The organism is Acetobacterium wieringae, assembly GCF_026646375.1.
GTDB classification, from domain to species: domain Bacteria; phylum Bacillota; class Clostridia; order Eubacteriales; family Eubacteriaceae; genus Acetobacterium; species Acetobacterium wieringae_A.
In genome coordinates, this window is sequence record NZ_JAIPPU010000021.1 from 37221 (window position 1) to 49515 (window position 12295).

Sequence of the window (12295 nt, forward strand, 5' to 3'; positions counted from 1 at the left end):
TAATACACAAGTCTAGCGGGGTTTAAAAAGTTGAAAATTAGATGAAACCTGCAAACACAATTTAAAAAAATAAATTAAGGAAGTGAATTTATGCAAGATTGGATTATTAATATTATGGAGCAATTTGGGTATTTAGGAATTTTTACACTTATTATTATAGAAAACGTATTTCCTCCGATTCCATCCGAAATTATATTAGCATTCGGCGGATTTATGACAACTCAAACTGAAATGAACGTATTAGGGGTTATTGGAGTTGCAACAGCGGGTTCATTAATTGGCGCAATTATATTGTATTGGTTAGGGACAATACTCAATTTCGAACGAATTGAAAGATTTACAATTAAATATGGAAAATATTTAGGATTAAAAATAACCGATATCAAAAAAGCAATGAAGTTTTATAAAAAATACGAAAAAAAAGCTGTTTTTTTTGGTAGAGTTGTCCCAGTTGTTCGCAGTCTTATTTCCATACCGGCTGGAATGGCAAAAATGGATTTAAAATCCTTTGTGTTTTATACTGTCATGGGTTCTCTCATTTGGAATAGTATTCTTGTGGTTTGTGGAATGATATTGGGTCAATCCTGGCAGACGATCTTATATTATTTTGATGTTTATTCAACGATTACGTATATTGCTATTGCATTTACTTTAGTAAGTATTGGTCTTTGTTATAAAATAAAAAGTGTCAGGAAAAAACAAAAATAAATATTTTCAAAGTGATTGACAGATTCGTTCAGATTAATCGAACAGATTATGTTAAAATACTGAAAAAACGAAGAAAGCGGTGAATGGTTTTTGACGATTAAACAGCGGTTGTTTTTTTCAAATATATTAATGCTAGTTATACCCGTATTTTTGGGTGTTTTGGTAGTAAGTGGAATAGTGCTGATATTTTTAGGTGTAACAGGGTATGATTTTAATCGTATCTTATTTGATGATGAATATTTCAAGCACGCAGTTGAGCAAACAAGCAATTATGGTGAAGAATTGACGACAAACGGCGATTTAGAGTTGATTAAAAAGGAAGTGAAAAATTTCAATCAACGGTATAAGGATTTTGGCTTGTCGCTATCCGTTTTTGTGGGGAAAGAAGAAATATATCCCTTAACTGCTTCAAACAAAAATCAGTTTATCGATATTGTTCTTTCACAAGATGAAAGACATCTTTTTGTGATGGATAACACGGCTGTTTATCGAGAAAATGCCGGAGAATACAGTATTGTTCTGGTGGATAATAATTATCTCAGGTATACAGGAGATAATTACGAAAATTATCGAGATGTTTTAATTGGCCTCGGTCTGCTTATGTTTTTACTTTTTATTGTTATTATCATCCTGACAAATCGTTTTTTAATTGAATTTGTATTTAATCATATTACAGGTCCCTTAGACATACTCGTTTATGGTGTTCACCAAATTCGTGATGGTCAACTGGACTATCGCATTGAATACACAGGAGAAGACGAATTTTCGGCGATTTGCTCTGATTTTAATGAAATGGCTCAACGTCTTTTGGATTCAGTTAATGGAAAACAAAAAGATGAAGCTAATCGAAAAGAGCTGATTGCCGGGATTTCTCATGATTTACGTACCCCACTTACTTCAATCAAAGCATATGTTGAAGGAATTGAAAAAGGGGTCGCTTCAACACCAGTCATACAGAAACGTTATTTAAACATCATCAAGGAAAAGACGAATGATCTGGAACATATTGTAAATCAATTATTCATGTTTTCAAAGCTGGATATTGGGGAATTTCCATTTTATCTGGAATGTGTTGAATTAAGTCGAGAAGTGACCGTAATAGTGAATTCGGTTTTAGAAGAATATAAGAGAAAAAGTCTTAGTATTAAGTTTAAGAATAATACAAAAAAATCAACCGTTCTTATTGATCGAATCCAATTACGAAATGCGATCATAAATATTTTAGAAAATAGTGTAAAGTATAAAAACAAAGAATTGGCAAAGTTAGAAATAATATGTTGGGAAGCTGGAGATGAGGTACTCTTATCATTTTCTGACGATGGACCAGGTGTGCCTTGTGAAGCATTAGAGCATCTTTTTGATGTCTTTTATCGGGTTGATCCTTCTAGATGTAATCCAAGTAAAGGGAGTGGCTTAGGGCTTGCTATCTCAGCAAAGATTCTAGAACGATTGGGTGGTTCAATGCGAGCAGAGAATGTAATGAATGGCGGACTTGCTATTATTATGAGTTTTCCAAAAGAATTAGGAGGTTTCAAGCTTGAAAAAAATTCTGATAGTTGAGGATGATATCGCTATTGCAGAAATTGAAAGAGATTTTTTAGAGATCAATGGTTTTGAGGTTTCAATTGAGAAGGATGGTATTGCAGGTTTAAATCAAATAAAATCAGGAAAGTATGATTTGGTTCTGCTTGATTTAATGCTTCCGGGTATTGATGGATTTGAAATCTGTAAGCAGGTAAGAGGAGTCATTAACATACCAATTATCATGGTAACCGCAAAAATTGAAGATGTGGATAAAATAAGAGGACTAGGATTGGGTGGTGATGATTATATTACAAAACCTTTTTCTCCAACAGAACTGGTTGCCAGAGTAAAAGCGAATTTTGCTCAATACGAACGATTAACTGTAGACCAATTAGTCAAATCGGAGATCATACACATTGGGAACATTAAAGTAGATATAAAAAAACATCGTGTATACATCAACAATCAGGAGGTCGAATTCAAAAACAAAGAATTTGAGCTACTATTATTTTTTATTACTAATCCTGACATCGTTTTCAGTAAAGATACATTGTATGAACGAATTTGGGGAATGGAAAATTATGGAGACACAAAAACCGTAGCGGTTCATATTAATCGAGTGAGAGAAAAGATTGAAAAAGATCCTTCGAATCCCATATATATTCAAACCGTATGGGGTGTTGGTTATCGTTTTAAAGCTTAGAAATAAAAAAATGTAGGAATATATTAGATTTTACTTGTTCAACGACGACAGCAGATTACAATGTTTGATTATATCCGATAATCATCGTTTAGGGATTCAATTAAACCGAATTTCATCAAAATTTCTTCAAGACGTTCTAGAGATATGGGCCTTGGAATATCATAGGATTTATTATTTCAATAAGACTTATAAGGAATTTTTGAATTTGTAATGATGTGATCCAAAAAGCTCAATCCCCAAGATCTTTTCAGTTACTTTAACCTGATAGTGATGTGAATCGACCCCCAAAAGTTAGACCAAAAATCTAACGATTGGAGGTCGGTTTTTTAATGGCAAAATATAGTTTTGAGTTAAAAAAGGAAGTTGTTATGGGTTGCCTAAATGGTGGAGGCAGTTATAAATGCCTCGTTGAGCGTTATGGCATAGCTTCTAAAACGGATGTAAAAAAATGGATAGCTAATTATATATAGAGCTTTCGGTGATGATGGATTAATAAGATCGAGAAAAAATGATAGATACTCTTTTGAAAAGAAGCTTTTTATTGTAGAATCATATTTAACAAGTGAGGTCTCTTATCAAGATTTAGCGCTTATAAAAGAACTGAGGAGACTGCGTTTAGAGAAGGAATCTCTTCTGAAAAAACAGCGAGAATCGTTCACAGTCTCCGAGGAAAATTCAAACTAAAAGACATTCTCGCATTGGCTCATTTAAAAGCAAGTCGAGTGATAAAATGGGGGTGGGAATGAAAGAATGAAACCATTCAGTAGTTGAAAGTCAACCGAATATTCATGCTAATAAACATCAGATTATCTTGGCTATGCAGGGTATAGATAAGTACCTATAAAAATCAACTCCTGCAGTAGATTGACTCTCAGGCCTCTTTTATAAAGCTTTGTTTAGTCAATTAGGCGGGGAAAGTTGAGTTATAATAAATCGATGTTGGGTGCTTTATTAAATCCATCGTCCTTTATGAAAAGAACATTATTAAAAAAAACTTCACTTAAAATACTTTGAGGAACATTTTTGTTTCGAGAGTATTTTATTATATCCCACCCATTTTCAAGTGCACGTTCACCATAGCGCTCCACGCCACTGATCGCGATATTTTTAGCAAATGTTCTCGAGTATTGATGCTCAAGAAAAGCTTTCGAAGCGCTAGCAACTTCTTTCCAAATCAGTGCATAAATTTGGGAAATGGAAAAACTTTCAAGTAGCTTTTCAATGATGATATTTGTTTTCTTTCCAAAATTTGTACTGAACTGAACAGAATTCAATTGATATTCAAAATAATTGATACATTCTTGTTTGGCTATACTTTGCCATAGTTTAAGTGCTTCTTCCGCATCCACCTCAGGATTATAGTAATCACCAAGTAACAATTTTTGAATGAGTGCATCAAATCCTTCATTACAGGTTATATTAATAACAAACCATACTTTAGAAATAAAAATTATATTTGGAAAATTATTCGGATAATCAAAATTACCGCATTCATCCTCTTGGACAAAAGCCAATATGTCTGAAATTGGACTGGGTATTAGTATATTTAGTCGACAAAGTTCTACAAATATCTTTTTTGTATATTCATCTGTTGGGGATATGGGATTTGCTTGATCAAAAATCTCTATGGGATACAATTGTGCAACTGGAGAGTAATTTTCGATAAGCAATGCTTTGCAAATCGTGCTAAGATATACTTTATGTCTAAAATTTAAATCATCAAAATGATAAGGTATATTATTGTTGATATCATAGGTTCTCTTAATAATTTCTTGAATGCTTTTTCTTTCGCATTCTTTTAATCGTCTCACTTCTTCTCGTCGTGCTTCCGCTTTTTTTCGAATATTTGAACAATAATTACATTGGCAGTTTTTAATCGAATTATTAGTGTGGCCGCAATTCGTACAAAAAAGGTAATTAATGTCAATACTTCGACTTTTACTCTTTGATTGTGGCTGGGATGAGAGTGAATTGCCACAATTCGGACATGGAAAATCCGGATGTGAAATTGGCGGAAATAACTTACATAAATTGGAAGGACCTACATCAATGTCAAATTCAGTGAGTAAAGAATTCACATTTTCGTTGTTATAATATCGAGATATAAGTTCATTGATTTTATCTTCTGACAGATGATCTAAGCTTTTATGAAGCTCTTTAGTATTCATTTTAATCCTCACAATAGCCTTTATAAAAATGATAAACATCTACAAATAGGCCGATTATTTTCTGGTTGGCTTTTCTTTAATATGGTATTAGATCCATAATAAAAACCTTCTTGATTAATTGAGTTACATGATTAATCAGGAGGGTTTTTTGTTTCAAAAATCGTTTCTGAAATATACTTCTGTGATATCAGTTAATCACAAAAACTAGATGCATCACGTTATAGAGACTAAAAGCGACAGCTCATTAGTCATTTTATGTTGAAATCCGCTGTTTGCAGTTTGATTGACTGTCTTAATATAAAGTTTATTGTGGATATTCAAAGCCTAATTAAAAAGGCACATTTATACGTTAAATATGAAAAAACTAAAAAAGAATACTTATAGTATATCACTGCCTGGAATAAATATCAACAGTATGTAGAAAACTGAAAATAATACTTATAGACTATACCGAAAGGAGTGATTGAATGGACGATATTGTAAAGATACTTGGAAAACGAATCCGGAATTATAGAATGCAACTTGATTTAAGTCAGGAAAAGCTTGCTGAAAAAGCGAGTTGTCATCCGACCTATATTGGTCAAATTGAAAGAGGCGAAAAGAATCCCACCATCGAAAGCATTGAAAAAATCACAAGGGCATTAGGAATTTCCCTTTCAGAATTATTTGAAAAAATAGACATAGAAAATCACTCGCAAATCGGAATACTAGCGCAATGTTATGAACTTATTCTCGCTAAGAATCGTTCGGAGCAGGAAATAATCTATCATATTCTCCTTGAACTTGATAGATATAAAAAAGAATGAAGGAATCGGGGATTATAGAAAGTATTTACGGTGTTATTTAAATCATGACGTGGACAGGCATTATCAACGAAAGTACCAGCCAAAATTTTAGAATGTTGGCTGGTAGTAGAATATAAATGAGATTGTTTAAAATTTAGATGTTTTTTCTTACCAGAATGAGATGGTGGTAGTTCATCTGCTTTTGACAGGTCGAAAACGACAGCTTTATACTTTGGGAAGGGATCTCCCGATATGCGATAACGCATTGTATCTTTCCATGTGCTTTTCATAAGTTGGCGTAACGTATAACGGATGGCAGAACAAGAGGCGCTGTATGCGCCTGAAGGATTGTTTTTTCTTAGTCGCATGGATTTGGCATCAGTTTCCTTGCAAACCTGAAACGCTGGGGAAGTTGTACAAAATACAAGGAGCTGTTGTTTAATTGGAAATGTGTCAAGTGTTCTGCGCTCTGATACTGGATTATATCATTGACCACGAAATGTGCCATCTAGTGCATATGAACTATTCCCAAGCGTTTTGGGATCTACTGAAAAAAGTTCTGCATAATGTTCATATAATTTGTTATCTTTCAAAAAGACCTCCTGTTAAGTAAACAATATTGATTAACAAAGCGAACATTTTTGTGCATTTAGGATGTTTTATTTTAGGATCTTGAGTTGAGTTACGTTTTTAAGCTCGTTAGAAAGTTCAATATTCCTTTCAATGAGATTCTGAATTTCGTTTTTATAGGCTACAATTTGTTTTTGCAAACTGTCGATTTCGATTCTTTTGTTTTCCAGATTAATATCTCTTTTTACCATTTTGTTGATTATCTCACGTGAAATGATCAACTGTTCTTTCATATTTTCGTCGCTTTTATTAGTTGGGATGTTTTTAGAGTATTGTATTTCGGCTTCTTTGATATATTCTGCTAAAACTCTATTATTATAAATGGTTTTTCGTGAAATTCCGACAGATTCGCTTATGGAAGAAATTGAAATTTTGTTTTGGCTAATCTGATTTAGAGCCGATTTTTGAGACATCAATCGTTTAGAAATTTCGCGACCAATTTTTCTGATGTGTTCTTGTTGGTTTAATGAAAGTTCTTCATAGAAATACCCAATATTTGAAAGTTCTGATTTTATGATATCTAAAATGTTATCTTGCTCCATTTTTCAACCTCCTCAAGGATTGTATCATAATTAAAAATGATTTCTGACAAATTCGGGTACGTCTGCAAAATGTTTTCTACACCAAGTAAGTCAATTCTATTTCTCAAGTCTTGCATTTCAGGAATTAATCTTTTAGTACAGATTGCTTTGCTATTATTCAGTTCCTTCAATGCTTGTAATTTATATCCATGTGCGGCGTTATATTGAAATGTCTGTTTTGTCTTTTGGAAATCTGAATAAGAGATGTCTACCATGTAATATAAATGAAATAAATTGGGGCAGACATTAAATGCACAGAACATTTCATTTGTTCGGGCATCCTTAGCACAATCACGGATTGATGTTTTGATACAAACCCCGCCTCTTTTTGCGCGTATAATGAACTGACCGTTCAACTGTTCAATGATCTCTTCGAGATCGGTTGCAATGTTTAATTTCTTTGTTTTAATAAAATCATCAATATTCTTATGAATATCAGAAGCGTATGTCCCAATCAATGAGGCCTGATTATGGATCAGATCATTCAATAATTTGTTTGAAAATTCGGCATCTTCTTGCTTTTGGTTCTTAGGCCGAACATAATAACCCATCATTTCTTTGGATAAATGGCCCATGAATTTTTGAATGTACTGTAAAGGTACATTTCGTTCATATAGTGTTGTGCAAACATGAACTCGAAATTGTTTCACGGTTGGAGATATAACCAGTTTTTCTTTGGTAACTTTTACAGAATGCAATCCCGGATAGGAAAAAAAATCGGGATTTGCAAAGTCGGCTTTTTTATTGAGAAAACTATGGAAAGCTCGATTAAGTGTATAAGGTGCGGCGGGTAGATGTTTGACATCAGGCAAATATATATAGGAGTTTCCGTCTTTATTTGGACGAGATTCACGCATTTCTAAGAGTGTTTCAAAAGCTTCTTTTGTTAATTCGTTGGCAAAAATATCAACATTGATGAAATCTTTAAATGCATTTCCAGATTTAAAATTTTTATATGTTAGAAAATAAGCGTTACAATTGAGATTAGGTAAAGTTAAACACTTCAGCGAATCAGTTTCTAGGGTTTGGATTTCTGTTATTCTTAGACCGGTCTGACTTATAATAAGATAGGCACAAACAGCGGATCGGTTTTTGTAATTTTGAGAAGGATCTCTCATAGTCGAAATCATCAATGCAACGACTTTATTGTAGAAATCCTTTGGAATATCGGGTGTCTTATTATTTTCTTTTGTTTGTTGATTAACAACTTGATGCAAAACTTTAATTTCTTTTAACTTAACTATATCCACATTAATGGTATAATTATAATTTATGATGAAGAATTCGTAAAAATGGATCAAGCAAGTGTAGAGTCCTTCTAATGACCTAGTCGATAAAGATGCTTTAGTTTCGATATATGAATCAATTATTTGATCATTAGACGAACTAATCGAATTTATACCGTTTTTCTGCAGAAATTTAAGATAGTTTTTTATGCGCTGGAATTCGTTGCAAATAGTCGAAATTTTATTCTTTGAATAACTACAATTTATAGTAGATAAAAGAACGAACATTTTCATTTGCTGTATAAACACTGTAGGAATAGAGTTGAAATTGAAAACGACATTTAGTTTGCTTTTATGTTCTTGACAATGGCTAAAATCCCACACGTTCGATGAAAACTCAATATTCCCCCTCTTGGTTGGAAGAATTTTGATTTCGTCGATTAGCGCTTCCATGTATTTGGCATTTTCTATGCCAAAATGAAAATCCCGATCTAGAGTCCATTCAATACCTGTAATGTTCATTGAATTTATTGATTGACCATTTTTAGCCATTAGCGGTAACCTCCTCTTGTTGTTTTAGAATTTGCAGTAGATACGCTACAAATAGGCGTTTTATGTTGGATAAATCATCTTTGTCATGTTGTGTTGGCGCTGAAGTTATTAGGGTATCCAATTTAAGGATTGCGATTTCAAAATCTCTTTGATTTTCTACTGTTGTGACGAAATCCTTGCACATCAAGCATGAAATCCCGTTATAAATTTCGCACGTTTCCTTCGAACAGTATCCACATCCTTGTTCTACTAAGTGTTCGTGGTTTGATATTTGACTATCTTTGATTTCGCTTATAATAGTTCCGTTAATGTCGATATCTCCGATGATAATGCCATAGGTCGATTCAAGCATTTTCTTTAATTGTGTTTGGATATAATGATTGTGAGTTATATCTACTTGACGATGACCAGACAGTACCGTCAAAACAGCATCACTTTCATTATGTCGCATTCGAAATTCTTCGGCCTTTGTCATGTGAGTGTCCCTGAGGTTGCTTGGATTATATTGTTCAACGCCAGCTAAAACACAACATTTTTCAAAATATAGTCTGAAATTTTGCGAAGTAAGCGGTCGATAGGTATGTTGTCTACCCTTGTAAAGAAAGAGATAATGCTGAACTTTGGGATCGGTGCATTCATTTCTTGTTTTTTCTGAAATGTGAATAATATTATCAATGTGAGCTTTTGTCATTTTTGAGATTATGGCAGTATATTGTTGTCCGTTAGATGTTTTGCTTTTTGTCAAAATTTTATATTGATTATTTTTCAACGTTGGAACGATGCAGTTGGCATGCAAGGAACAAATTTGAGAAATTCGAAACTCCGTTTGTAAGCACAAGTGAAAAATAGCGTAAAATAATTGATTAAGGTATGAATCGTTAAGGTGCTTAACCATGATGCTGTTAATTTTCTCGAGTTCATGATCAGGAATTGCGGTTGCTTTTTTATCGGGCTTTCTTGGAAATTCATTGATATAATTAAGAGATAGGGGTTCTAGTGAGATTGTGTTTATCTTCTGTGCATAATTCAAAAAACTTTTAATCCCGAAAATATAATTGTTTTTTTTGGAATTGGTTTGGCAAGTCGTGTCAATCCAGTGATACATAATAATTGACTCTTGAATATTGATGTAATCTTCTTTGGGATTAGGAGAATTAGGCTTGTTTTTAAGACCACGAATAAAATTTAGCGGATTAATAAGTTTGTTTAAGAGACGCCCTTTCTTCGTAAAATTTATGGTTCTATTATTCCAAATATAGTCTTTTGTTAGATTGCGATAGAATTGGGAGTGAATTGACGTAAAGTCATACACTCTTGTTGTTATTGGACTTGATGTTGTACTGTTTTGGTCGTTGTTATTAACATGCAAAATCCATTTGTCTGATGTTGGTGTAGGCGCATAAGGATTAAAGTAAATAGGTTCGAAACCATCTATCATTCTTTGCGCATAATCTTGTCTCTTGAGAAATATTAACTCTAATGCATCTGTTTTCTTAAATATTTCGACTCCTAGTATGTCCGATAGATAAACATAGAATCTGTTTAGAGATAAGATAACTGTTTTCGTTTTTTTTAGATTTGCTTTTAAAAAAAAATTTAGTTGAGTTTGATAAGTAATGCAATTAAAATCACTTGGTTTAAATACTTCACATAGATTATCCTCGAGACTTTGACTAAAAAGAGTATAAAAATCATTGCAAAAAACAGAACCTCCAGGATTGTCCTGAGCAAAAAAATCGAATAGTAGTTCTCTTATCGATTTAGTGTCGGAATTTATGAATATAAATCTAGGACCATAATAATTTCGACCTAATAATAACAGATCAGGTTGATAGTAATAGATTTTTTCGACTTCATCAAAAATGAATATTTTATGAATAGAAGAATTAGTAATGTTGAATGCAGAAAAGAACTCTTTTAATTCATTCAATTTTTCTCTATGATCACCTGCGTATAGATCGTTTTTCAATAGAAAATAAATAAAATCACAGATTCCGGGTGCGGCGAGAGGCGTGTTATTAACAATTTCGCAAAGTGGGTTCCATTGTATGCTTTCGATCCATAGATCTTTAATTGATTCGCCAAAAGCAAATAATCGTGCTCGTTTCCGACTATCAACCTCAGTTAGATGACCATTTTTCGTTTGGGCTACTGCTTCTAGCCACTTTGTTTCTAGGTATGTTCTAATAGTTGAATCACAAATCGAATTGATTTGTGTCTCATATTGGTTTTGTACTTCGCCTTTACTTGATCGAGTCATAATTAAAGCCTTCTCTCAAATCTGGAACTAAATCGTATAATTCGGTTACATATTTATTTTTTATTTCTGCCTCATCTTTTTCTGTAGGATTATAATAAATCATTGTGCTCGATACGTCTCGATGGCGCATTAATTCTTTTAATTCAAGTATTGGAGTTTTTGCATGTTGGACATGGAACATCGCGAAGCCATGGCGGAATCTGTGATTAAGACTGGACATTTTGCAATTTCGATCCAATGTGATCCTGGCAAGATTAAGTAACTTTTTTAGTGATTTGTTCCAGGCCTGTTGAGAGAGTATATCGCCATAAGAATTTAGGAAAATGTAATAATTATCATCTGCATATTTAATTTGAGTAGTTTTGTCTGCAAGAACGTTAGCAGTGTATTTTTTTTGATTGTTTTTTCGTGCTTTTGTATGAAAAATTTCGATATAACCATTAAGCAACTCAAAGACGTCATAAGTTAACATCACAGACTGGTAGCCTAAGTTTTTCGCTATGTAATTCTTGCTTTTATATTGCTTTGTATTATGAATATTCATGCAACTCTTGGCCTTTTGCCATTGACGGTCTGAGAAGCGATTTCGAATAAATAAAACTGGGTATAGATCATCTTCGATTTTGATTTCTGTGAGATCTTCAAACGTTGCTCCCAAAACTTCTCCAATTCTAAGACCAAACTGGAACATCAATCTTACGATACATTCAGCCAATATATTGTTATCTTTTCTGATTAGGTCAATAAGTTCCGAAAATTCAGAAACGGAGATGTATTTTGGAACTGTATTGGCTGGAGTTCTTGTTTTAAGGTTAGTGCTGAATTTGAATCTGGTGCGAGAGTTCTCAGTTTTGGGGTTGATTGAAGCCTCTCTAACTATATATCTATCATGAAGTGCCGGGCATTCAATATCTAAATGAGAAAGGTACTCTCTTATTACCGAAAGATAAGAGTTGACCGTTGCATTATTTCGTGTTGTTAACAAATTAATTGCAAAGCTACCTTCATTGGGAGAAAAACCCAAAAGAAAATATATGAGTTTATCGATTTCTTTTTTTTGAAGGTTGTCCAATCGACAATTAGTGATATCTAAAAAGCAGTACAAAAGCTTCCTGTATAATTTAAATAGGTCAAGAGATTGACAATAAAAAATACCTC

11 protein-coding genes are annotated in these 12295 nt (G+C 33.1%); 6 read left to right on the forward strand and 5 right to left on the reverse strand.

Features of this window, described 5'->3' with window-relative positions; genetic code table 11:
- Positions 1 to 90 precede the first annotated feature (90 nt).
- From Q7P33_RS16020 to Q7P33_RS16035, 4 genes are all read left to right on the forward strand, one after another.
- Complete coding sequence (locus tag Q7P33_RS16020) at positions 91 to 708, forward strand: DedA family protein (RefSeq protein WP_303871748.1); 618 nt, start codon at positions 91 to 93, stop codon at positions 706 to 708.
- 90 nt (positions 709 to 798) lie between these two features.
- Positions 799 to 2268: a cell wall metabolism sensor histidine kinase WalK gene (locus Q7P33_RS16025; protein WP_303871749.1), complete on the forward strand. Its 1470-nt coding sequence runs from the start codon at positions 799 to 801 to the stop codon at positions 2266 to 2268.
- On the forward strand, positions 2246 to 2935 hold the full coding sequence (locus Q7P33_RS16030; RefSeq protein ID WP_303871750.1) for a response regulator transcription factor: 690 nt from the start codon (positions 2246 to 2248) through the stop codon (positions 2933 to 2935). The genes Q7P33_RS16025 and Q7P33_RS16030 overlap by 23 nt, the downstream gene beginning before the upstream one ends.
- Positions 2936 to 3264: 329 nt before the next feature.
- Complete coding sequence (locus Q7P33_RS16035) at positions 3265 to 3405, forward strand: transposase (protein WP_303871751.1); 141 nt, start codon at positions 3265 to 3267, stop codon at positions 3403 to 3405.
- A 453-nt stretch (positions 3406 to 3858) separates the two neighbouring features.
- On the opposite strand, the gene Q7P33_RS16040 is transcribed toward Q7P33_RS16035, so the two are convergent.
- Positions 3859 to 5103: a hypothetical protein gene (locus Q7P33_RS16040; RefSeq protein WP_303871752.1), complete on the reverse strand. Its 1245-nt coding sequence runs from the start codon at positions 5101 to 5103 to the stop codon at positions 3859 to 3861.
- Positions 5104 to 5570: 467 nt separating this feature from the next.
- On the opposite strand from Q7P33_RS16040, the gene Q7P33_RS16045 reads away from it, so the two are divergent.
- Together Q7P33_RS16045 and Q7P33_RS18085 are read left to right on the forward strand one after the other, a co-directional pair.
- Positions 5571 to 5909: a helix-turn-helix domain-containing protein gene (locus Q7P33_RS16045; RefSeq protein ID WP_303871753.1), complete on the forward strand. Its 339-nt coding sequence runs from the start codon at positions 5571 to 5573 to the stop codon at positions 5907 to 5909.
- 496 nt (positions 5910 to 6405) lie between these two features.
- Complete coding sequence (locus Q7P33_RS18085) at positions 6406 to 6501, forward strand: hypothetical protein (protein WP_369693325.1); 96 nt, start codon at positions 6406 to 6408, stop codon at positions 6499 to 6501.
- Positions 6502 to 6547: 46 nt separating this feature from the next.
- Here the strand turns inward: Q7P33_RS18085 and Q7P33_RS16050 are convergent, their stop codons facing one another.
- The 4 genes from Q7P33_RS16050 to Q7P33_RS16065 all read right to left on the reverse strand — a co-directional run.
- Complete coding sequence (locus tag Q7P33_RS16050; RefSeq protein ID WP_303871754.1) at positions 6548 to 7060, reverse strand: hypothetical protein; 513 nt, start codon at positions 7058 to 7060, stop codon at positions 6548 to 6550.
- Positions 7039 to 8877: a tyrosine-type recombinase/integrase gene (locus Q7P33_RS16055; RefSeq protein WP_303871755.1), complete on the reverse strand. Its 1839-nt coding sequence runs from the start codon at positions 8875 to 8877 to the stop codon at positions 7039 to 7041. The genes Q7P33_RS16050 and Q7P33_RS16055 overlap by 22 nt, the downstream gene beginning before the upstream one ends.
- Complete coding sequence (locus tag Q7P33_RS16060; RefSeq protein ID WP_303871756.1) at positions 8870 to 11137, reverse strand: tyrosine-type recombinase/integrase; 2268 nt, start codon at positions 11135 to 11137, stop codon at positions 8870 to 8872. The genes Q7P33_RS16055 and Q7P33_RS16060 overlap by 8 nt, the downstream gene beginning before the upstream one ends.
- On the reverse strand, positions 11121 to 12295 hold a 1175-nt coding region (locus tag Q7P33_RS16065), incomplete at its 5' end, for a site-specific integrase (RefSeq protein WP_303871757.1). The genes Q7P33_RS16065 and Q7P33_RS16060, both read right to left, overlap by 17 nt.

Coding starts and splice junctions, on each gene's coding strand:
- Q7P33_RS16060 (WP_303871756.1), bottom strand. CDS start 11,137: ATGACTCGATCAAGTAAAGGCGAAGTACAAAACCAATATGAGACACAA.
- Q7P33_RS16035 (WP_303871751.1), top strand. CDS start 3,265: ATGGCAAAATATAGTTTTGAGTTAAAAAAGGAAGTTGTTATGGGTTGC.
- Q7P33_RS16055 (WP_303871755.1), bottom strand. CDS start 8,877: ATGGCTAAAAATGGTCAATCAATAAATTCAATGAACATTACAGGTATT.
- Q7P33_RS16040 (WP_303871752.1), bottom strand. CDS start 5,103: ATGAATACTAAAGAGCTTCATAAAAGCTTAGATCATCTGTCAGAAGAT.
- Q7P33_RS16050 (WP_303871754.1), bottom strand. CDS start 7,060: ATGGAGCAAGATAACATTTTAGATATCATAAAATCAGAACTTTCAAAT.
- Q7P33_RS18085 (WP_369693325.1), top strand. CDS start 6,406: ATGAACTATTCCCAAGCGTTTTGGGATCTACTGAAAAAAGTTCTGCAT.
- Q7P33_RS16045 (WP_303871753.1), top strand. CDS start 5,571: ATGGACGATATTGTAAAGATACTTGGAAAACGAATCCGGAATTATAGA.
- Q7P33_RS16020 (WP_303871748.1), top strand. CDS start 91: ATGCAAGATTGGATTATTAATATTATGGAGCAATTTGGGTATTTAGGA.